Origin of the sequence: Sodaliphilus pleomorphus (assembly GCF_009676955.1) — a bacterium.
Lineage (GTDB): Bacteria > Bacteroidota > Bacteroidia > Bacteroidales > Muribaculaceae > Sodaliphilus > Sodaliphilus pleomorphus.
Window position 1 is genome coordinate 3,167,501 of the sequence record NZ_CP045696.1, and the last position, 22,730, is coordinate 3,190,230.

Annotated in this window: 17 protein-coding genes (1 of these 17 cut by a window edge); 3 read left to right on the top strand and 14 right to left on the bottom strand. The window is 51.8% G+C overall.

Annotation, left to right across the window (positions count from 1 at the left end; all coding sequences use genetic code 11):
• From GF423_RS13280 to GF423_RS13305, 6 genes are all read right to left on the bottom strand, one after another.
• A protein-coding gene (locus GF423_RS13280) for a chitobiase/beta-hexosaminidase C-terminal domain-containing protein (protein ID WP_206113285.1) crosses the window boundary here: on the bottom strand, positions 1-39 show its beginning. 1,209 nt of this gene lie to the left of the window's left edge; 39 of the gene's 1,248 nt are visible here — the first part of the coding sequence; the start codon lies at positions 37-39; the stop codon falls past the left edge of the window.
• Between the two features lie 732 nt (positions 40-771).
• Entirely contained in the window at positions 772-2,799 is a 2,028-nt protein-coding gene (locus GF423_RS13285; RefSeq protein WP_154328807.1) for a dipeptidyl-peptidase 3 family protein, read from the bottom strand.
• A gap of 62 nt (positions 2,800-2,861) precedes the next feature.
• Positions 2,862-4,043 (bottom strand): class I SAM-dependent rRNA methyltransferase, encoded by a 1,182-nt coding sequence (locus GF423_RS13290; protein WP_154538289.1) that lies wholly within the window; start codon positions 4,041-4,043, stop codon positions 2,862-2,864.
• 54 nt (positions 4,044-4,097) lie between these two features.
• Positions 4,098-5,609 (bottom strand): RIP metalloprotease RseP, encoded by a 1,512-nt coding sequence (gene rseP / locus GF423_RS13295; RefSeq protein ID WP_154328808.1) that lies wholly within the window; start codon positions 5,607-5,609, stop codon positions 4,098-4,100.
• A gap of 24 nt (positions 5,610-5,633) precedes the next feature.
• Positions 5,634-6,788 carry a 1-deoxy-D-xylulose-5-phosphate reductoisomerase gene (locus GF423_RS13300; RefSeq protein WP_154328809.1) on the bottom strand — a complete coding sequence of 385 codons (1,155 nt, stop codon included), beginning with the start codon at positions 6,786-6,788 and terminating at the stop codon, positions 5,634-5,636.
• 260 nt (positions 6,789-7,048) lie between these two features.
• Positions 7,049-10,192, bottom strand: coding sequence for a hypothetical protein (locus GF423_RS13305; RefSeq protein ID WP_154328810.1), 3,144 nt, complete (start codon positions 10,190-10,192; stop codon positions 7,049-7,051).
• Between the two features lie 313 nt (positions 10,193-10,505).
• Here GF423_RS13305 and GF423_RS13310 point away from each other — a divergent pair, with 313 nt between their 5' ends.
• The 3 genes from GF423_RS13310 (at position 10,506) to GF423_RS13320 (ending at position 11,843) form a co-directional block, all read left to right on the top strand.
• Positions 10,506-10,676 carry a hypothetical protein gene (locus tag GF423_RS13310; RefSeq protein ID WP_154328811.1) on the top strand — a complete coding sequence of 57 codons (171 nt, stop codon included), beginning with the start codon at positions 10,506-10,508 and terminating at the stop codon, positions 10,674-10,676.
• Between the two features lie 40 nt (positions 10,677-10,716).
• Positions 10,717-11,355, top strand: coding sequence for a lactate utilization protein (locus GF423_RS13315; RefSeq protein WP_154328812.1), 639 nt, complete (start codon positions 10,717-10,719; stop codon positions 11,353-11,355).
• 83 nt (positions 11,356-11,438) lie between these two features.
• Positions 11,439-11,843, top strand: coding sequence for a hypothetical protein (locus GF423_RS13320; protein ID WP_154328813.1), 405 nt, complete (start codon positions 11,439-11,441; stop codon positions 11,841-11,843).
• A gap of 4 nt (positions 11,844-11,847) precedes the next feature.
• Here the strand turns inward: GF423_RS13320 and GF423_RS13325 are convergent, their stop codons facing one another.
• The 8 genes from GF423_RS13325 to GF423_RS13360 form a co-directional block, all read right to left on the bottom strand.
• Entirely contained in the window at positions 11,848-14,322 is a 2,475-nt protein-coding gene (locus GF423_RS13325) for an endonuclease MutS2 (RefSeq protein WP_154328814.1), read from the bottom strand.
• Between the two features lie 43 nt (positions 14,323-14,365).
• Positions 14,366-15,130 carry an MBL fold metallo-hydrolase gene (locus tag GF423_RS13330; RefSeq protein ID WP_317162467.1) on the bottom strand — a complete coding sequence of 255 codons (765 nt, stop codon included), beginning with the start codon at positions 15,128-15,130 and terminating at the stop codon, positions 14,366-14,368.
• A 29-nt stretch (positions 15,131-15,159) separates the two neighbouring features.
• Positions 15,160-16,083, bottom strand: coding sequence for a hypothetical protein (locus GF423_RS13335; protein ID WP_154328815.1), 924 nt, complete (start codon positions 16,081-16,083; stop codon positions 15,160-15,162).
• Positions 16,084-16,162: 79 nt separating this feature from the next.
• On the bottom strand, positions 16,163-17,149 hold the full coding sequence (locus GF423_RS13340; protein WP_154328816.1) for a glycosyltransferase family 2 protein: 987 nt from the start codon (positions 17,147-17,149) through the stop codon (positions 16,163-16,165).
• Positions 17,139-19,337 (bottom strand): peptidase domain-containing ABC transporter, encoded by a 2,199-nt coding sequence (locus tag GF423_RS13345; protein ID WP_154328817.1) that lies wholly within the window; start codon positions 19,335-19,337, stop codon positions 17,139-17,141. Before GF423_RS13345 ends, GF423_RS13340 begins: the two co-directional genes overlap by 11 nt.
• The gene (locus GF423_RS13350; protein WP_154328818.1) at positions 19,334-20,983 is read right to left on the bottom strand and encodes a transglycosylase domain-containing protein; all 1,650 of its coding nucleotides are present in this window, start codon (positions 20,981-20,983) and stop codon (positions 19,334-19,336) included. The genes GF423_RS13345 and GF423_RS13350 overlap by 4 nt, the downstream gene beginning before the upstream one ends.
• Positions 20,980-21,720, bottom strand: coding sequence for a galactosyltransferase-related protein (locus GF423_RS13355; protein ID WP_154328819.1), 741 nt, complete (start codon positions 21,718-21,720; stop codon positions 20,980-20,982). The genes GF423_RS13350 and GF423_RS13355 overlap by 4 nt, the downstream gene beginning before the upstream one ends.
• Complete coding sequence (locus tag GF423_RS13360) at positions 21,704-22,705, bottom strand: hypothetical protein (RefSeq protein ID WP_154328820.1); 1,002 nt, start codon at positions 22,703-22,705, stop codon at positions 21,704-21,706. Before GF423_RS13360 ends, GF423_RS13355 begins: the two co-directional genes overlap by 17 nt.
• Positions 22,706-22,730: the final 25 nt, after the last annotated feature.

The window sequence follows — 22,730 nt, forward strand, 5'->3', positions numbered from 1 at the left end:
GGGAGCGGCAACTTCAGTTTCCCCATAGGTGATTTCCATCTTTTTAAGATACCAGGTGTATGGGGATTGGGAGGAAGATGGGTTTTTGTCAATTTTAATAATCGTTGCAAAGCCAGCCCATGTAAGTGTAGTTGCTTGTATATCGGTTGTTTTCGTGTAAGAAGATTGAGATTCTAATGTGATCACACAGTTCTGCGATGTTGGTGCATGACCTTCGACAAAAGTGAAAACTATTTTTGAAATTGGTCCAACCCTCGATGTGATTTTTACAGAACCGTTTATTCTAAGGGCTTTGTCTGAATAGGAATATGTAGTCGAAACAAATGTCATGTAGAAGTGATTGGACTTTGATGTAAATTCTTGTACAGTACCACGAAGGCCCTCAAGAGCAAAATTGATTTCCTCGGTTGTAGCTTGGGCTTGGAATATAGCCATAATGGCAAAAAGAAGCAGGATAGATAGTTTCTTCATTTTCAATGTATTTGGTTGTCGATTAATCATGTTCTGCCATGTTGGTTGCACAGCAGGTCGTTTCTTTTTACAAAAATAAAGATTAATTTACATTCTCCCAATCCTTAGCCCAATTTTTTCATAATTTTTTACGGTCTTATTAGTCAGCAAATATAGAAAAAATGAAGATTAAGATATTATTTTGACATAGAGTGAGAGATAAATGCAGAGACCAAGCTGCATTTTACACATAAAATACTGCCACGCCACGGGGGCTTGAGTAGCCCTGCCATGGCGTGGCAGTAGTTGTTGCTATGGTTTTTACTTGGTGAGCGGCGAGTAGTCGCGGCTGTAGCGCAGCATCTGCTGGGTGTAGCCCTCGTTGTAGGCCACCTTCACGTCGGTCACGTTGCCCTTGGCATCGAAGGTAGCAGTGTACACAGGATTGACAAAACCCTTGTAGGGCGCCAGGTTGAGCTTGGCATAGCGGGCAAGCACTTCCTTGTGAAGCTCGGGGTCTACTTTTACACCGTAGTTTTCTACCAGCGATCGTCCAGCCTCGTAGTCGCCGGTCGACTTAATGCGCTGCACTTCGGCCAGCAGTTGGCCAAACAGGTTGCGCAGCTTGGCGTAGTCGTTGATTTTGATATAGGTCTTGCCGTCGCGCTTCACCATCTCTATCACGTTGTCGCTTTTGCCGCGCTCATAGCACCACCTGCTCACAAACATGCGGTTGCGCATGTGAGCCTCCTCGATGTTCTTGCCTGGCTCGATGCGGCGCAGCTGCAGCATGAGGCCGTTGAGGATGTAGTTGTAGTATTCGGCCTTGTAGGTGTCGCTGTCGGTGAAGATGCCCAGTTCCAGTAGCTTGGGGTCGGCCATGTGGTAGAGGGCGAAGAGGTCGGCGCGGCCTTCCTCAAGGGTGGAGCGGTAATTCTTGAGCTGGCCGGCATCGACGCCCGGCAGCAACTTGCCCGAGGCGTGTCCCAGGCACTCGTGCATGTCGGTGTGGAGCTTGTCGGCCAGGGTGAGATATTTCTTCATGAGATTCACCTCAACTGGGCTGTAGGCAAACTCCTCGACGGTGCCGCTTCCCTTGCTGCTCTCGTCGTAGGCATCGGTGATGTTCTCGATGGTGACCGACTTGGAGCCATAGGCAGCGCGTATCCAGTTGCTGTTGGGCAGGTTGATGCCTATGGGGGTGGAGGGGTAGCTGTCGCCACCCAAGATGGCTGCTGTGATGACTTTGGCGCTCACGCCCTGCACGTTTTCCTTCTTGAAGCGCGGGTCGACAGGCGAGGCGTTTTCAAAGTATTGGGCGTTGGCGCTGATGAGGCCCGTGCGCTTGGAGGCAGCCTTGTTGCGGAATTGCACCATGCCTTCCCACGAGCCGGTCATCGACAAGGGGTCGCCGTAGTTCTCGATGAAACCGTTGATAAAGTCGACGTCGCTCTTGGTCTCTTGCGCCCACATGATAGAGTACTCGTCGAAGGTCTTGAGCGAGCCTGTGGTGTAGAACTCGATGAGCTTGTCGATGTAGGCCTTTTGGGCGTCGTTTTCGGCATAGGCCGATGCTTTTTTCAGATTGTCGACAATCTTGGTGATAGCGGCCGAGTAGAGTCCTCCCACTTTATAGGGCTTCTCCACGACTTTGCCGTTTTCCTTCACCACTTTGGTGTTGAGCCCGTAGGAGATAGGGTGGGCATCGGTTGTGTCTTTTATTGACTTGTAGTAGGCTTCCACTTCTCGTTGTGTCACACCCTCGTAGAGATTGTTGGCCGATGTTACTATCAAGTCTTGACCGTCGGCCAGGTTCACACGCTTTGCCATGAATGTGGGGTCAAATATCACCTTGTCCATGAGCTTGATGAAACTGGCTTTGGTCTGCCCTTTGGCCAGAGGCAGCTGCGAGGCTGGCAGTGCCCTTGCCTGCTTGTCGAAGAAGGCTTGCGAAAAAGCAGGCTTGAATTTGTCCATCGAGTAGTGGTGGTGTATGCCGTTGGCAAACCACACTTGCTTCAGGTAGACGACAAAGTTCTTGTAGTCGCTCGTGGTTTTGTCGCCCTTATAGTTGCGGTAGATGCTTTCGAGCGTTGAACGCACCTGCAGGTTGTACTTGCAGTTTTGGTCGGTGAGGATGTCGCGTCCCAGCAGGGCGGCCTGGGTGAGGTAATAGACGAGCGTCTTCTGCTTGAGCGACAGGTCGTCGAAGCCTGGAACCTGGTAGCGCAGCACCTCTACGTCGGCAAAACGGTCGACCTTGTAGTCGAAGTTTTGATTTTGTGCCATCGTAATGCTACTTGTTGTTGACAGCGCCACAATGGTGGCGGCAATAAGCGTTTTTTTCATTGTGTTGGGTTTAAGTTATGTCGATTGTGAGTTGTGTGGACACATTCACTGCATGGCCGCTGCTATTCCACATAGAGGACCAGCCCCTTCAGGTACTCGCCCTCGGGGTGATAGATGCTTATGGGGTGGTCGGCCGGCTGGGTGAGCTGGTGCAGAATGCGCACCTTGCGGCGCGTCTGGGCGGCTGCGCTGAATACAGCCAGGCGGAATTGCTCCTTGTTGACAGCCTGCGAGCAGGAGAAGGTGAACAAGATGCCTCCTGTCTCAATTTTTTCCAAGGCCTTGGCATTGAGCTTGCGATAGCCTATGAGGGCGTTGCGCAGCGCGCTCTTGTGCTTGGCAAATGCCGGCGGATCGAGCACGATGAGGTCGTAGTCGCCTTTGTGCATCTCGTCGAGATACTTGAAGGCATCTTCGGCCACAGCCTTGTGGCGGTCGCAATCGGGGAAGTTGAGCGCTACATTGGCATTGGTGAGCGATATGGCCTTGGCCGAACTGTCGACCGAGTGCACGAGCGTGGCTCCGCCGCGCAGGGCATAGAACGAGAAGCCACCCGTGTAGCAGAACATGTTGAGCACCCTGCGCCCTGCAGCGTAGTGCTCGAGCAGACGGCGGTTCTCCCGCTGGTCGACAAAGAACCCCGTTTTTTGCCCCTTGAGCCAGTCGACGTGAAACTTGAGGCCGTTTTCGATGGCCACATCGGTGTCGTAACTACCCACGATGTAGTCGTTCTGCGGGTCGAGCTGTGCCTTGTAGGGCAGGGTGGTCTCGCTCTTGTAGTACACGTTGTGCACCAGGTTGCCTGGCAGCTCGGTGAGCGCCTGGGCAATGATGTTGCGGGCAAAGTGCATGCCGGGTGAGTGGGCCTGCATCACGGCTGTGTGGCCGTAGATGTCAATGACCAGGCCGGGCAGAAAGTCGCCCTCGCCATGCACGAGGCGGAAGGCGTTGTTGTCGTCGCGCATCAGGCCCAGTGCCTTGCGCAGGCCATAGGCAGCCGTGAGCCGCTTTACGTAGAATTGCTCATCGATCTCGGTGTCGTCAAAGGTGAGCAACCGCACGGCAATGCTCCCTATCTGGAAGTGGCCGTTGCCCAGCAAGGCACCGTCGTGAGTGTACACGGTGACCAGGTCGCCCTCTTCCATCTTGTCGGCACGTGCGATGGCACCCGAGAATATCCAAGGGTGAAACCGCTTGACCGATTCCTCCTTGCCGCGTTTCAGTATTACTCGCTTGTATATCATGTCACTTTGTATTTATACTACAGGTTCAAAAAAATGTGTGCACCATTATTGTTTCTACTTGATGAGAAAGCGATACACATCGTTGCCTATGGCGTAGGCCATGAGCAGGATGATGAACCACAGCCCTATGCGCAGCGCTACATTCATAAATTTCATGCTTGGCTTCTTGCGGAAGATGATTTCTACGAGCAAAAACAGCACATAGCCGCCGTCGAGGATTGGAATGGGCAGGATGTTCATCACTGCCAAAATGATGCTCAAGAAGGCGGTGATGCTCCAGAAGTATTGCCAGTCCCATTTCTCGGGAAACAGGTTGCCTATGGCGCCGAAGCTGCCCAGCGACTGGGCACCTTCCTTGGTGAAAATGAGTCGCAGCGACTTCACGTAGCTCACCATCTGGTCCACACCCAGCTTGATGCCCCGTGGCACGCACTCGACAATGTTGTAGTGCTTAGTGATGGTCTTGTAGAACGTTATGGGGTTGGCAAGCTGGAAGCCCAGCTTGCCAGCGTTGTCGACAGGGGCGTCGACAGTAACGGTGTCGGCGTTACGCACTACCGTGAGGGGCACCGTCTTGCCCTTGTTGGCCAGCAGCTGAGCGGTAAACACGTTGAACGACGGGGTAGCCACACCGTTCACGGCAATCAGGTGGTCGCCGTGCCGCAGGTGTGCTTTCTCGGCGCCCATGTTGGGCATGGTCTTGTCGACGACAACGGGCGTGCGCAGCATGATGAAGTTGCGCCCGTCTTCCATTTCCTTGTTCACTGTGAAGAGATACTTGTCGGGGATGTTTATAACAACGGTGTCGCTGCCGTTGCGCAGCACTTGCACCTGCTTGGCCTCGACCATGGCCTGCATGGCCTTGCCGTCGAGAAACTCGAGCTTCTTTCCATCGGCACTGAGGGGAATGTCGCCGTCGACAAAGCCTATCTTGTGGGCGCTCGGGCTGAACTCATAGCCCGAGGTTGCATTTTGCATGGGTATGAACTCCTCGCCATAGGCCAGCACGATGCCGGCATAGATGACCAGTGCCAGCAAGAAGTTGTTGAGCACACCGCCTATCATCACCATGAGCCGTTTCCAAGCAGGCTTCGATCTGAACTCGAAATCCTTGACCGGGCGTTTCAGCTTCTCGGCGCTCTGCGTCTCGTCGACCATGCCGTCGATGGCGCAGTAGCCGCCCAGGGGCAGCCAGCCCAGACCATACTCGGTGTCGCGCCATGTGGCCTTGTAGTTGCTGGGCAGCTTGGCATCTTCTTTCTCGTCCTCGTCTTCATACTCGTTGCCCTCCTCGTCGGTGATTTTCGCGTTGCTGGCTCTTACCATGAAGGCGTGCTTGTGGTTTTTGGGTTTCCACTTCCACAGCGTGAGCGAGGGGTTGAAAAAGAGGTAAAACTTGTTGACCTTGATGCCAAATATGCGTGCCCACATGTAGTGTCCCAGCTCGTGAATGAATACCAGGATACTCAGTGAGAGTATCAGCTCAAGTGCCTTGATCCAGAACGTCTGGCTGCCAAATGTGGTGACAAGATTGTGAAGAAAGTTGGTGCTGAGTAATAAATCCATTAAATTTCGTAATAAAAGCTGTTTCTAAATGAGTGTCGACGCATAGCGGCGGGCTTCGGCGTTGGTGGCCACATAGTCCTCATAGGTGGGCTGCTCGATATAGGGCGCCCATGCCATCGTCTTCTCGATAATGTTGTAGATGTCGTTGAACTTGATGTTGCCGTGCAAAAATTGTGCCACGGCTATCTCGTTGGCTGCGTTCATCACGCAGGGCACGTTGCCCCCTCGGTCGGCAGCCTTGTAGGCTGTAGTCAGCAGCGGGAATTTGTCGTAGTCGGGCCGCTCAAAGGTGAGCGAGCAGTAGTCGTCGACCGTCATCTTACGGCAGTCGCTGGGCAGCCGACCAGGCAGCCCCAGCGCGTAGCGTATGGGCAGGTGCATGTCGGGCAGGCCCAGTTGGGCCTTGATGCTGCCGTCTACAAACTCTACCATCGAGTGCACAATCGACTGCGGATGCACCACAATCTCTATGTCGTGCTGCGACACGCCGTAGAGCCACTTGGCCTCGATCATCTCAAAGCCCTTGTTCATCATTGTGGCACTGTCGATGGTGATCTTGCTGCCCATGCTCCAGTTGGGGTGGTTGAGAGCATCCTGCACCGTGGCTGTGGCCAGCCGCTCGCGTGGCCATGTGCGGAACGGGCCACCCGAGGCCGTGAGTATGAGCTTGCTCACGCTGTCGCGCTGTTCGCCCACCAGGCACTGGTAGAAGGCTCCGTGCTCCGAGTCGACGGGGTACAGGTGCGATTGCGACCGGGCTACAAGCTTGGTGATGAGGTCGCCCGCCACCACAAGTGTCTCTTTGTTGGCCAGCGCTATGTCTTTGCCTGCCTCTATGGCCTTGATTGTGGGCTCAAGGCCGCTGTAGCCCACCATGGCTGTGACCACAATGTCGACCGGTGGCTCGGCTGCGGCTTCGGCAATGGCCTTGCTACCGGCCATAACCTCGATGCCGCGAGGGGTCAAGGCTGATTTTACCTTGTCATACAAGGTCTCGTTGGCAATAACCACTGCGTGAGGTTTGAATTTCAAGGCTTGCTCGATGAGCAAGTCGGCGCTATTGTTGGCTACCAGGAGCCATGCTTTAAATAAGTGGGGGTATTCGGCAACGATGTCGAGCGTCTGTCGCCCTATCGAACCAGTGCTCCCCAGAATGGCGATATTTTTGATTGGTTTCACCTATTGTCGTTTATTAACTCACAAAGATAGTGCTTGACGGGCGCAATACAAAATAATAAACAAGATTTAAGATTTACTTCAAGCTCACGTGGTGCCCTGTGCAGGAGTAGCCGACTGCCTGCAATGCATCAAACACTGAAAACACGAAAACCGCTAACGATGTAATGTATGGGTGCGGCTGCAATGTGAAACACAATGCGCCCGCCTGTGGGGGCGAGCGCATGCTTGTGTGGGTGATATGTGTGAGTGTGCTGCGGCGGTTACTTCACAATGAGTTTCTTCACGGTCTTGTGGCCGTCGTTGTAGGTGGTGACCTTGATGTTCACGCCGGCAAAGGGCACATTGCTCACCTGGCCCGTGGTGCTGTAGTACACCACGCTCTGCGCCTGGCTCGAGGCGTCGACACTGGTCACGCTCGTCACCACGTTGCTGCCCACCACGGGCACCGTGAGCTGTGCCTCGGCCACATAGTAGGGTGTGGCAGTGGCATCGGCGCTCGCCACGGCAGCCTTGGCGGCCGTAGTGGTGGCGGGCACGCAGTAGATGCGCACATAGTAGGTCACGTCGAAGTTGTCGAAGCCGTCGTTTTCCTTCACGCTGCGGGCGCCGAAGTAGTCGGCAATGGGTATCCACACCTTTTGCTGGCCGTCTTCGGTCTCACTGATGGCCGTCTGAAGGGTCTCGCCCGCGTTGCTGGCGTCGAAGCTCATGTTGCCGTTCTCGTCGACGTTGACCGTGAGCGGGTGGCCCTTTTGGTCAAGACGCTTCTGGTAGGCTGCCACATCGGTTCCCTCCATGGCCACGTCGTCGGGCGTGGAGCGCCAAATGCGGTATTTCACCGGGCGCAGCGTTGAGGGCACAATGGCTTGCAGGCTCAGCGGCACCTTGTAGTAGCGGCCCGTGACGCCGTTGTGGCTGAATGCGAAGTTGCTCGTCTCGACGCTGCTGCCGTCGGCAAGTTTGGCTGTCACGCCCACGCGCTGCACCGTCACGATGGGGGCGCCGTAGGTGTTCTGGGCCGTGGCGTCGAGCGTGCCGTCGAGGCTGTAGCGGTTGGTCCATATCACGGGCACCATGCGGCGGGCATAGGTGCTGGCGTCGCTCGCTTGCATGGCGGTCTCGTCGGCAATCTTGGCCCCGTCGGCCGTGTTCACCGTGTTGAGGAAGTTGCCGCTCTCGAACACGTCGTAGCGGTCGCTGCCGCTCATGTTGGCGTAGCCCGTCTCGTCCTGTGCGCGCTTGTCCTCGGTGCTGGGATAGGCGTTGCGGTCAAGCTCCAGGCGGTACACCTTGTAGTAGTTGATGTCGCGGTCGTCCTCCAGGCTCAGGGTCACGGCAGGCTTGGAGCTGTCGAGCGTGCCGCGGTCGATGGTATTGAGCACGTGGTCGGCCTCGACCTGCGCGGCGGTGAAGGTCTGGTTGTTGTCGCCCACCGTGGTCTTGTACACCTCGACAGGCACAGCCGTGCTGTAGAAGTAGTCCACCCCGTAGGGGTTGGCCTCCTTGTCGGTCTTGATGCCGTCCCACAGGTAGCGCACGTCGTAGGTGTAGCGGCCGGGCTGCTGGTTCTGGCTCGTGGAGGCCGAGAACTGGTCCCACACCTCCAGCTTGCCGAAGTTGATCTTGCCGTCGGTGCTGCCCGTGGCCACCACAAAGTGGGTGCTGTTGTCGCTGGGGCCGTATACAGCCGACTTCTGCAGGTGATCCTGGTTGCTGTGGGTCATGGCGTAGGTGTAGCCCTTGTCGCCGTCTTTGACAAACTTGTAGATCGTGGCCACAAGCGCCTCTTGGGCTTTGCCGTCGGTGGCGGTCCAGTGGCGGTAGAGCTCCATGCGGGCGTTGGGCTTGGTGAGTTGGGTCTCGGTGATGTAGGTGCCGGTGGCGTTCGAAACGTCGAGGTGGTTGCAGTACACGTTGCGCTGCTCGTTGAGGCGGTAGTCGCTCACGGGGCGCACGTTGAGGCCCAACTGCAGGCGCTGGTTGGGGTCGAGACCGGGCACCTCGACCAGATCCTCGTTGGAGGCAACAGGCGTGAACTCACCCTCAAGCGGTGCACCCTCGACCACGTAGCGAATGATGCGCCCTTTCTCCTCCTTGTCGACGGTGTAGGTGTAGTGGTAGTTGCCCTGGGCGTCGGGGGCATCGGCGAAGTCCTGCTTGAGCAGGGTGCGGTTGCCGGCATCGTCGACGATATAGAGATTGAACTTCTGCGGGATCACGTTGCCCGTCGCTGCGTTCAGGTTCGACGACCAGGTGAGGGTGATGTCCCACTTGTTCTTCTCGCTGGCGTTTTGCGTGCCCGCAGCCTTGAGCGGGATGCTGAGCATGGCCACAGCCGGAGCATAAGAAGGATTGTAGCAGTTGAACGAGCCATAGCTGTCTCTCGCGCTCCAATTTTCAAGTCGCCTGTCGGGGATAAAGAAGACCATGTTGTTGACTGAGTGTTCCTCATAGGTTGCTGCCATGTTGAACTGGTGGCTATTATCGATGACGCTGCCACAGTCGTGCTGCACCTTGTAGTCGTTTCCGTTCTTCATCTTCACCCAAACGTCGGTGATCTGGGTCGAGCTGTTTACGTCTTCGGGGCTATATTCCTCGTAGAGGCCGAAGTGAGGCGCAAACGACCAGGTTCGGCCAGTGTCAGCAACTCTGCGTGCCCTGCCCTTGGAAATGAAGTAGAAACTCGAGGCCGTGCCGCTGGTTTTGTACAAGGCACCCGTCTTAGCGATGCCGTCGCCCTTGGCATAGTATTTTCCCTGGGTGAGCAAGACGACTTCTTCTATGTCGCTTGACAGGCCGTTGACAAGGGCGTCATAGGTCGTAGCAAATGCCGAAGCATCGGTTGGATTACGCTTCACCTTGACCAGGAGTGTGGTGTAGCCCTCATCGTCGGGTGTGTAGTCGCCATAGTGTCCTATCACTTTGCCAGCAGCATCCTTGACCTCGAGGGGCGTGGGAATATCGTAGATCGTGCGAATGTCATTGTTGTCTTCGAACCTGTCGGTGAGCGAATGACCTGGCCACGACTTGCTGTCGAGGGCGGCGTCGGTGATGGTATAACAAACAACTCCAGTATCGGGCAACTCAACGTTGGCGCTGCTGTAACCCACCTTCTTGATGCCGGGCACCTTCTTGTTGATGAAGATTTCGCGCAGCAGGGCCACGATGTGGCGCGGGTCGGTGGCCGGGTCGGCAATGCTGTTTGTGTGCCTCACGCCCTCGGCATCGGTCCAGTTGAAGGTGATGGCCTGGGCCTCGGCAAGCGTCAGGATCTTCATGTTGGAATTGGTAGCCTCGACCCGGGCAGGCGCCTGCAATGGGGATGTCGAAGCCAGGGCTTGTGTTGAAAATGTAGCCACGCTCACCGCAAGCAAGAGCGAGGCAAAAACGTAGAATTTTCTCATCACTGACTAAAAAAAATTATTATTAAAACGAGTTAAATAAAAGTTTATGGAGTAGTAGCTGTTGATGTCTAATCCAAAGTCTTGAACTCAGGTTAAGCATGAAAGGCTTCCCTACTTTTCCTAATTGGGGTGCAAAGGTAAGAAGAAACTATGTGTATTGCAAGCGATTAAAGAAATTTAATCATTAAAAAACAAAAATTTAAACAAAACATGGACATGCTTGGGGCTATTTGGAAATGAAAATCGGATATTTTGGCATTTTAAGTCTTTTATTCTAATAAAAACAGCTAATTTTGTAAATATGAAACGAGCGATGAAATATATGGTTCTGGTCGTGTTGCTGCTTTCGGCAACGGGGATGCTCGGCGCCTGCTCGCGTGCCGTGTTCTATGAGGATGGCGACTTCGACTACGACGACGATGCGCAACAGGAGATGCGCATGCTCAACAGCGAGATCGACAACGATGACCAGTGGCACGAGTAAGCGTCATTTGGCCAAGTAAAATTTCCCCCTTTGTTCAACTATGACACCCACTGAAATAAGAAACGAACGGCTGGCCAAGAAGATCATGAAAAACTTGACCCGCCGCCACTTTGAGAGCTATTTTTGCAAAAATGCTGCCGAGGCCATCCACAAGGTGATGCAACTCATGCCGCAGGGCAGCACCGTGACCTGGGGCGGCTCGATGACCCTGCGCGACATGGGCCTGACGCAAGCCGTGAAGCAATCGGGCCATTACACCGTCTACGACCGCGACGAGGCTACAACTCCGCAAGCGAAGCGGCAGTGCTACCTCAAGGCCTTCGATTGCGATTACTATCTCACTTCGGTCAACGCCATGAGCGAGGACGGCGTGCTGGTGAACGTTGACGGCAACGGCAACCGCGTGGCCGCTATCACTTGGGGGCCGAAGCGCGTGATCATGGTGGTGGGCATGAACAAGGTGGCTGCCAGTGTCGAGGCCGCCCTGATGCGTGCACGCCACACGGCTGCCCCCATCAACACTGCCCGCATGCAGCTCGACACACCATGCACCCGCGACGGAGCTTGCCACAACTGCAATGCCGAGCACTGCATATGCAACTATGTGCACTTCATGCGCAACTCCTATCCGGCTGGGCGCCACATCGTGATACTTGTGAATGAGCCCTGGGGCTATTGAGTGTTGCCGGCACGAGGGCTTGTGTTGCCTGGTGTGGTTTTTAGTGGTATCTTTGCCCTCGATTTTAAAGGAATGAACGAAAAATGAAAAAAATGATTATCGCCCTTGCCGGCGTTGCCTGCCTGGTTGCTCCTGCAACGGCTCAAACTATCTCTACTCCACGCCCCGAGGCTGCAACCCAGTACTTCGCCAGTGTAGAAGGGTTCAACTTGATGAAATCGGCCCTGGTGAGGGCAATTGGCAATGTCAAGGCTGCCAGCTCGGCCGAGGCACTGAGCAAGGCTGTGTATACCTATATCAAGAGTTACCTGCCCATGAACAAGTACTACAGCGGCCTCACGGCCGCCCAGAAGAAGCAAATCGACACATTGCAGCGCCAGGTGGGGTTGCACATCAACGCCAAGCAGGCCAAGTATGGCTGCAAGAAGGCTGTGGATGCTGCCATCAACAAGGCTACACTCGAGGCCATGGCTGCCATGGCGCGGTAGGGCGCTACTCCAGGTCGACCACAGTGATGCCTGCGCCGCCCAGCTGCACGTGCTCGTCGCGGTAGCTTTTCACACCAGGCACGGTGTTGAGATACTGCCGGATGAGGGTGCGCAGTATGCCAGTGCCTGTGCCGTGGAGTATGCGCACACGCTTGGCGTTGAACTGGATGGCATCGTCTATAAAGTAGGTGATGGCCTGCACCGCCTCGTCGCCGCGCATGCCGCGCACGTCGATATCGGGCTTGAAGTTGAGCTGACGGCTGCGTATCTCGTCGCTGGTCGCCTTGCTCACGGTGGGTTTGGGTGCCGATTTAGCGGGCTGGCGCAGGGTGCGTTGCAGGTGCTTGATGTCGACGCGGGTCTTAATGTTGCCAAAGGCCACGGTAGCGCTGTTGCCCTCAAGGCTCATCACGGTGCCCACGGTGGTCGAGCCCTTGAGTTGCACGTTGTCGCCCACCGCCAGCGGGCGGTCGTTGTTGGCTTTCGGGCTTTGGCCGTTGGAGGGCTTGCGTGGCTGCTGCTGGCGCTGTGGCAGGGCGCGCTTGGGTTGCAGCTTGCGCATTTCTTCGGCATCGAGACCCTCTTCGGCTTGCTGCAACCGCTGCTTGAACTCGTCGAGATGCTGGCGCACCTCGCGCGTTTTTTCTTTTTCGGCCTGCATCTCTTTGATTTGCCTTATGGTTTTCTCAATCTCGGCATTGCTCTGCTTGAGCAGTTGCTGTGCCTCGTTTTTGGCTTCCTTGATGATGAGTTTGTGCTCTTGGGCAATTTTCTCGAGGCGCTCGTTGTAGTCGGCCGCAATCTTGTCGAGACGTTTCTCCTTCTGATGCACGTCGTAGCGCTTGTTTTCCCAGTATCGGCGGTCGCGCACGATGTCGAGCAGATACTTGTCCATGTTGATGTAGTCGCTGCCCACCAGTTGCGAGGCCTTGTCGATGACTTGCTGCGGCAATCCGATCTTGCGGGCTATCTCGATGGCAAATGAGCTGCCAGGGTAGCCTATCGAGAGCTGAAACAGGGGCTGCATGCGCTGCCGGTCGTAGAGCATGGCGCCGTTGACCAGACCGTCGGTTTCCTCGGCAAAGTGCTTGAGGTTCTGGTAGTGGGTGGTGACGACACCGTAGAGCTGCTTGTAGTTGAGTTGCTCGAGTATGGCTTGGGCAATGGCCGCGCCTATGTGTGGCTCGGTGCCGCTGCCAAACTCGTCGATGAGTATCATCGTGTTGCTGTCGCCGCGCTGCAAGAAGGTTTTCATGTTGTGCAGGTGACTGCTGTAGGTGCTCAGGTCGTCTTCGATCGACTGCTGGTCGCCTATGTCGATGAAGATGCTCTTGAAGATGCCCATGTGGCTGTTGTCGTATAGGGTGGGCAGCACGCCGCACTGCATCATGTACTGCACGATGCCTACCGTCTTGAGACACACACTCTTGCCACCGGCGTTGGGCCCCGAGATGATGATAATGCGATTTTTCTTGTTGAGCTCGATATCGAGCGGCACTACTGCCTTGCCTTGCTCCTTGAGCGCGAGGTAGAGTGCGGGATGCTGGGCATGGTACCACTCGGCCATGGGCGCCTCTTCGATGTGGGGCATGTGGGCGTCGACGTCGCGCGCAAAGGCGGCCTTGGCGCGGATGAAGTCGATGAGGCCCAGGGTGGAGTAGGTGGCCAGCAGCTCCTCGATGTGGGGGCGTATGAGGTCGGTCACAGCGGTGAGGATGCGCACGATCTCGCGCTGTATCTCGGCCTCGGTCTCGCGTATGCGGTTGTTGGCCTCGACAATCTCTTCGGGCTCGATAAACACGGTCTTGCCACTGGCACTCTCGTCGTGCACGATGCCGTGCACCTTGCGCTTGTGCATGGGCGATACGGGCAGTACCAGGCGTCCGTCGCGCACCGAGGGGGTCGTGTCGCTGTCGAGCACCCCGTCTTGGCGGCCTCGGGCAATGATGCGGCGCATGATGCCGTTGATGCTGGCCGTGGTAGAGTTCAAGGTCGAGCGCAGTTGGGCCAGTTGGGGCGAGGCATTGTCCTTGATGTTGCCAAACTTGTCGAGCACGCGTTGAGCCTCGGCGCTTATCTGTGGAAAGGCCTGCATGCCGGCCGTGAGCTGTGCCAGGGCAGGGTAGCTCATGCGGCCCTCGTCGTCGGGCCTGAAAAAGGCGATGATGCCTGCTATGGTGGCCAGCGAGCGCTGCAAGTCGTAGAGATGCTCGGCGGTGATCCATGTGCCGGGTGCAGCGATGCTCCTGAGCGGGGTGCGCAGGTCAAAGAAATAGTTGAGCGGAAACTCGCGCTTCGACTCAATGATGCCCACAAACTCGTTGACCTGTGTGAGCCAGGCCTTCACCTGGTTGTGGCGCGACGAGAATTGCATCTTCTCGCACCAGGCCACACCCATGGGGCTGATGCAGCGTTTGGCTATCTCGTGGCGCACCACGTCAAATCCTATCTTGTTTTCAAAATTGCTTGGATATATCATGCTTAGCGGTTGTGTTTAAAATGATGTGAAACTCGACTGCATGTCACGGCACGCGCACAATCTGGGTGTCGTAGGCAAGGTCCACATTGCGGGGCAGCTTCTGGCAGGTGACGCTGTGGAAACCGGCCTCGTGACTCATGTGAATGAAAAGCGCCCGGCCTGGTTCGATGCGCCGCACGAGTTCGAGCGACTCCTCGATACTGAGGTGGCTGTGGTGAGGCTTGTGCCAGCGCAGGGCGTTGATCACAAGCAGCGGCGTGCCGTGCAACCTCTCGACCTGGGCGGGCGGTAGTGTCTTGCAGTCGGTGATGTAGGCCAGCGGGCCGATGCGGAAGCCTGTGATGCGCAGCTTGTCGTGCATCACAGGTATGGGCTCGACAGCAACGTTGCCTATCATGAAAGGGCCGTCGGCTATGGGCACGAGGTCGAGCTTGGGCACGCCGGGATACAGGTGGGTCCCGAAGGCATAGGGCATGGTCAGGTGCAAGCGGTCGATCACGTCCTGACGGGCATAGACCGGAAAACTGTGCTTGTAGCTGTAGGGGCGCAGGTCGTCGATGCCGGCCACGTGGTCGTAGTGGATGTGGGTGAGCAACAGCGCGTCGAGGGCCTGGCTCGATGCGCGCAGCACCTGCTGCCTGAAGTCGGGGCCACAGTCGATGAGCAGGCTCTTGCCCTTGTAGCGCACGATTGCCGATGTGCGCAGGCGCTTGTCGCGCGGGTCGCTCGACTGGCACACTGCACAGTGGCACCCTATCGAGGGCACGCCGCAGCTGGTGCCAGTGCCCAAAAACTCGATTTCCAACATAGCGTTTCTGTATCTGTCTTTATCAGTATCTATTTCCTGAATTTCTTGAGTATCCCGTCTTGAAAATAGAGAAAGCGGCCGCCGTCGTAGTACCAGTACTCCTTGAGCCCCGTCTGGTCGGGCAACTGGTTGATCGAGCTGGGGTTGCCCATCGCCAGCCTGCACTCCTCCTTGGTCATCTCAAGGGCAATCTGGCCGTGCACGATGCGTTGCCAGTTCTCGTCGGAGATGTTGGGGTAGCTCAAGTGCAGGTCTTGGCGGGCAAACATGCTGTCGAAGTCACGGCTGTGCATCGCGCTCGCTCCTGTCGAGAGCCACAACATGGCCCGCTCGCGGTTGTCGCTGGCTGTGAACATCACTTTCAGCGGCAGTACCTTGTTGCCTGGCAGCACGCTGTCGATGTGCACCTTGATGAATTGCCGCCCGTCGATCATCTCCTCGGTCGCAGGATTGTACCATATCCGCGTCTTTATGTAGTAGTCGTGCCCGACCAGCTGGCTCGACACCTGTCGCACGACGTCCATGTCGATCATGAAGGGTAGTGTGTAGTCGCTGTGCAGCTCAGCCAGCGTCTTGCCGGTGGCGATGCCGTAGGTGTGCGCGCCGTCGCTGAACTTCAAGGTCACGTCGTGGCGGTTGTCGAGCACACTGCCGGTGTCGTAGCCGGCATAGCTCAGCACATGGCCGGCCAGGTGCAGCGTGTCGGGGTTGTAGGCATCGCTATGCGTGAAGATGAGGCGCACCTGGTCGTCGGTCACATAAAACTGCTTGCCCGCTTTCCAGTGTGCCACCGAGTCGGGCTCAAGCCGCAGCGAGGGCACCGCCTTGGGGCCCTTGTACTGTGCAAGCTCCTTGCGGGCTTGCTTCTCGCTCACTGCCGTGGTGCTCTCTATGCCCGTGCCGCAACTCACCAGGGCAAGAAGTAGCAATATGTAGCTCAATGTCTTTCCCATTTCTGATTGCAAAGTTACAAAAAGATGCCCGATTTCAGAAATCTCACCCTCACAGCCAACGTTCACCGCTTTCTTGCTATTACACCAATAGGCCTACGCCCTGTTTTACAAATTGTTTTATTCTATAAAGATAAATGAATCCTATGCGTTGTAATTGGACATCTTGGCTATTCACAATATAATATTTTGCACTGTTGCATATCTCAATTGGAATTGTTGCCGTTGTTTGCAATGCTGCAGCGGTGTCAAGAACATCGCACACTAAATATAGTATTTTACAAGCAATCCAGCCTTTTGTTTTAATTAAAAGATTTTGATACGTCACAAAACTCGAGAGCTCAGATGCAACTGCATAGTGGCAACTCTGTCTTAATTGGCTTGCTTTGTTAGAGCCTGTCAGCGATTGTTTTCGTTTAACATAATTGTAATGAACATGGTTTGTAAACAGGAAACTATGAGCTTGACAGATTGCCGTAGTTGTCCACAAGTCGTCTTCCGACATCTTGAATTGAAACTGTAATTTATGTTGAGTTATGAACCTTTTCTTCCATAAGTAAGCAAAAACTAAAGGCGTGAATGTTTCGGTTCGGTGAAGTATATTAAAGGCATCTTCTCCCGTTGTTACTATGTTGCTGAGACTTTGTGGAATTTGCCGCAGTTCAATGTTTTTTGTTGCAAATTTAATCTTTATTCCTCCTATGGCGACATCGCAGTTTGATTTGGAGAAGTGGTAATAAAAATCGAGAAAATCAGTCGATGCAATCGTGTCATCACTGTCAACAAAAGCAACGATTTCCCCTTGTGCGCTTTTTAACCCCGTGTTTCGTGCATTTGACACCCCTTGATTTGGCGTAGAGATAACTATAAGCGAGTGTAGTGCGGGAGGCGTTACACTTCGGATTTTATCTAAAGTGTCGTCGGTCGAGCCATCGTTGACGACAATTGTTTCAACAAGAATCTGTTGTATCGAGAAAATCGATTCAAGACATTCAACAATAGTACGAGAAGCGTTAAATGCTGGGACAATGATAGATAGACTGGGAGTGGAAATACACTTAACTGACATAATCGACTTGATTTCTTATCAATGAATAATACTCTTTTCGATTGGATAACAGTTGAGTGTGTGTGCCCTGTTCTACAATCGTCCCGTGCGAAAGCACTACAATGTTATCAGCGTTTCTTATGGTACTGAGTCGGTGAGCAACAATAATCGCGGTTTTCCCTTTAAAAAAAGTGTGAAGAGAATTTAGAATATTGAGTTCGTTGGTTGCGTCGAGCGAGTTGGTTGCTTCATCAAAGATAATAAATTCTGGATTTTTATAAATTGCCCTTGCAATGATGAGTCTTTGTCGCTGTCCAGAACTTAATCCTTGCCCCTCCGCTCCAATTTTTGTGTTGTATTTCATGGGCAATGACATGATATAATCGTGTATATTGGAAATTTTCGCAGCTCTCACAACTTTGCAATAATCTACCTCATTATCCGACAGTGCGATGTTTTTCTCAATTGTATCTGAAAAAATGAATCCGTCTTGCATGACAACTCCGCAGTGCTTCCTCCATTCTTTAGGACTTATATTTTGCAGAGGAACGTCACCTATCGATATCTTTCCACAAGAAGGTTGAAAAAAAGAAAGAATCAACTTCAGCATTGTCGTCTTTCCACTTCCGCTCATACCGACAATTGCGGTCACTTTTCCGCGAGGAATTACAAGGTTAATGTTGTTCAGTACTTTTGGAGATCGCGGCCCGTCATATTGAAACGAGACATGATCAAAGTAAATTGAATCTCTTGTGAGGTCAGGCTCTTCTATGTGTGTAAACATGTCTTCTTCGGCGGTTACGGTTTCAATCTCGTTCATTCTGTCCATACTGATTTTTGCGTCTTGTAGCGAGCGCAAAAATGACACAAATTGATGCAATGGCGCATTGAGTTGCCCTATGATATACTGTATGGCAACAAGCTCGCCTATTGTGATCACCTTGTCGACAACTCCTTTTGCAGCAAAAAACACGATGAGGAGATTTTTGGTTTGGTCAATCAGTGCCGATCCAGAAATTTGGATATTTTCAAGCCTAAGACTATAGTGTCTCAACTTGAAAATCTGTTGTTGTAGACGCTCCCATCCCCAACGTATTTTGCGTTCGCATGAATTCAGTTTTATCTCTTGCATGCCATTCACGATTTGAATAAGATTATTCTCGTTGCTTGCAAGGTACTGAAATTGCATGTAGTCTAATTTTCGTTGTTTTTTCAAGAAAAGTGTAACCCAGCCTACATATATGGCGCTGCCTACAAGAAATGTCGATAAGATGACAAAAGAGTAATCCAGCATCATTGCTCCGTAGACTGCAAATGTGATTACCGACAGCAGAAGGCTGAGCAATGTTCCTGTAAGGAAGTCCTCGATGCGTCCGAAGTCTTTGATGCGCTGTAAGATGTCACCCACGTGCTTTGTGTCGAAGAAAGAGATGGGCAATGCCATCAGGCGACCGAGAAAATTTGAAATAAGGCCAATGCTGATGTTGGTTGTGAGTCTCAACATCATTCTACTTCTCACTATGTCGTTGGTCACTTGTCCGGCAAGTAGTGCAAGCTCGGCTATCAGTATCAACGTTATGTAATTCAGGTCAGAATTCCTAATGCCATTATCTACGATTGCTTTGGTAAGATACGGGAATGCTATCGACACGAGGCATCCTATAAGCATTGTAATAAGAATATACAATACGTTTAACTTGAATGGTAACAGGTTTCTCAACAGATTGAGAGTTTTGGGTCGCGGTTTAGTCTTGCAATTAGATGGTCGTTCGTAAAATTCTGTAGTGGGAGAAAGTAGAAGTGCAGCTCCTGTTTTCTCGGCCGAGGCTGAGTCGGTAAAATGGAGCCATGATTTAAGAAAATCTTTTTTCCTATATTTAAGGATATCGGCTGCAGGATCCATTACGGTTACCGTTTCTTTGTTAATTGAGGCCACAACAACAAAGTGTTGTTGATTCCAGTGTACGATGCAGGGTAGGTGGGCGTCATCACTCAACTGCTCCCAGGTGATTTTGACTCCTAAGGTCTTGAAGTGCAAGGCCTCGGCTGCATCGGCGATACCGAGCATCGAAACGCCATTTCTTGTGATGTGGCACAATTCCCTAATGTGCTGAAGGTCTATTATTTTGCCATAATATCTACATATGGATTGCAGGCAGGCTGCACCGCAGTCCATCATGTCTCGTTGTGCACAGAATTTTACTTTCATAATTTATTCTGTTTAACCCATCGTGCTACATCGAAGCATGGACAGTTTTTATCGCACAGTTGATTATGCCCGACAATTTCTGCCGATGGGAATTTTTTCTTTAGTTTGACACATAATGCAATCATAGAAGCCTCTTGGGCGGCTGTCATAGTATTGGCGGCTAGCCCGTTGCCGTCAAGGCCTCCAACGTAGCATATTCCTATGCTATTGTGATTGTATCCCATGCAGTGTGCCCCTTCGAGCTCTTCTTCTCTGCCAGTTTCTACAGTGCCGTCCCTCTTTATAACCCAGTGATACCCTATGTCATCAAAACCCTGGCCAAGATGCATGCATCTTATTGTGTTGACATCGCAATCCAAATTGACAGGGGTCGCTGAGCAATGAATGATGATGTAGTCAACCGATTTCAATTTATGTGGAACACTGAATGTAAGAGTACCATAGGGCATTGTGAAATCAATTCCTGATATTGGGAAAATGTCAGGAATTTCATTTATGACGTTTTTGTAGAAAAGAATTGGCAGAAACTTCAGAATGTGTTTTTTCAAGTTCCTTTTCAGTTGCTCTGTTTTCTTGACAAGGGCGTCTTCAAAGTAAATGGGGCGGGGTAGCATATAAGTCAATGTGAGTGTCTCGATTACATTAAGTCGATCAATAGGTTTGCCGAAATAATGAAAAGAAGCATCTCCAAATCCGTATATGCCCTTGCCCATTTCAGCCATATTTAAGTATATTTCTAAGATGTCATGCTTGGAGAGGTGAAAATGGTTTTCGGCAATGAGCGACATTGCGATTTCTTTGATTTTTCTATTTATGTCTTTTTCCCCCGACAAGAAAGCATTGCGCATCAATTGTTGGGTGAGGGTACTTCCGCCCCCATGAGGCAATTGTGCCGATATGATGGATTTTACAATCAATCCCATTGCATAAGGGCATACTCCCTTATGAAGATAAAAGGCTGGGTCTTCTGTACAAATAACAATTGACCTTATAAGCTGAGGAAAATCATCATACTGAATATAGTTGCTACTGAGATGACTCTTTGATTTCAAAGCCTCGATTATCCAGTTTTTTATTTTTTGTCCCGCATTTGGGCTTGGTGATTTTGGCTTAAAGCCGTTTACGATATAATTGAGCCGGGGAATTGCTACGTTTGCCTCGTTATTGAAATAGGCGAGAATGGCAATCCCGCTTTGAATGCTTTGCGATATGCTTTCTCTACAAAAAAACTCTTGTGGCAAAAGATTGATAATGTTTACTGTAGATGCAGTTGCCTTAAAGAATATTTCTTCTTTGTCGCGTTGGATAAACAATGCGCCTATGTCAGGCAAAGATATTGTTAGCTGGAAATTTTGTGTGTTCTTGTATTTGATTTTTATTGTAGCATTGTCCAACGCAAGAAGGCGTCGGTTGTCTTCCTGCACTGTAGCATTTGAAACCGAGAATTTTACAATAGCTTTTCTTGAGAAAAGAGCAAAATACAAGTTCTTTACATTGATGATGTGTGCTTTTATTTCAATGCTTTTCACCGTAATTGCAATATCGCGCAATGTTGTGATGGAACTGCCTGTAATGCATAGACGAGCCCCACGTTGGCTGAAGAATATAGATAATAATTTATTATATATATAATTGGTTATTCTCATCGTTTGCAATTTATGGTTTTTGACAACTCGGTCTTTGAGGCCAGTGCAAGCAGTGGTGAGTTGAAATTGCTGTTTTCTCCCCTTGGATGTGTGAGATGAAATAGAGGTGTATTACTCCGGAAAATTTTCTCTTGGGCATTGTAAAATCTGATGTACCTGTCAAAATCATCATCGCCCCACCCATAATAATTCTCATTTTCATCTCCAAGAAGCCTAAAGGTCTCTCTGTTCATTAAGACAGCACCTCCAGTTAGTCGATGCGGTTGCAGCTTTGGCATGAGTTGGCTGTGATTTTTTAGCGTCATGAAATCATAGTCTCTCATGTAGATGTCGGCAATTACCCTTGAAGTGTCAAGGCACACCCCATTGTAGGGGAGTGCCATTGCAGCGTTACCCGTCGTTAGTTCTCTCATGCATTCTTCGACCGACTCGGGATAAGCGATCACATCGCAATCCCAAATTCCTACATAAGGCGTTGTAATGCAGGTGAGCATCTGGTTGAAGTGTAGCGTCTTGTGTAATATGCTATCGGTGTCTTCTACAAACTCATAATTTACTACATATTGCAACATGCGTTCGACGACGTGATGGTTCACTCTGTCGGCTTCTCTCACGTGTATTTCAATTCCATCAAAGGGCAGTAGCGATGCTACCACTGCTTTAAGATTGTAGAGACGCCTGATCGAGTCGCCCCGGTAAAGAATCAAAATTGAAAGTATGTCACTCGAAGTTTCCATGAAAGATACGGTCAGTTCTCATTAATGATTCAATTAGCATTATACCTGCCACGCCATCCCACATGCCAAGGTGATTTTTTAAATATTTTATATCGCCAAGATGATGTATTTCAAGTGAGTTGCTTATATAATTTTCGATCTCATGCGAAAAATTGCTCATCGAGTCTTTAAACTCCGGGAAGTGTCGTGACAGGTAATAGATGCCACAAGCACCTTCACCCAAATATACATTGCCATTCACGCAATCGAGGAGTGACTGCTGTGAGATGGAATGTTGTAAAATTGCAATGTGGTTTGAGATTTTTTTGTTGCCCTCAAGTAACTTGTTTAGTTGGGAAAGAGCATGCCAATACATCAATCGATTACCTGGAGAGAAAGGATAGACCTCAAGCAATACTGGCAACATAGGCTTGATTTTTTTTATCCACATGGTCTTGTTTCCTGTACACGACAGCACCATCGAGAGGGCGAATACAAAAACAGAAGTGGAATGTCGCAGAGAAAATCGGTAATCGTGGTGCGTGGTTCCTATATAGTAATCGATGATGTGCTCCGTCGATGCTGCAATATGGAACTCAAAAATCTCTCGTATTGTTCCAGACAGGTGCTTGTCGTTTCTTAATCGATGGCACAAGTAAAAAACTGCACCGTACGATGAGTCGATGTCCACATTGCTGTCACATGCAACCTTTTGGCACACCTTAGAATCAATCTCACTTAGTAGCCCACGCAGTTGCTTTTTTTGTAATTTTTGAAACAGATAGTTGAGTGCAATCCCCACCCCTGTGATGCCGCTTTCGAGTGTAATGTCGGTGCTGATGCTTTTCATGTCGAGAATGCTCTTGCCGAAAAAGTCGTCACACGACAGTTGCCTGCTTAGCAAGAGAACTATGCCCAACCCCGTATTGCCGTAAAACAAACCAGGCGGTAACCTGTATTCTTGGTAGATGTCGAGTAAAATGGATTGATTATCAATAATCTTCATTACTTTACGTTGAAAATGTTTTATG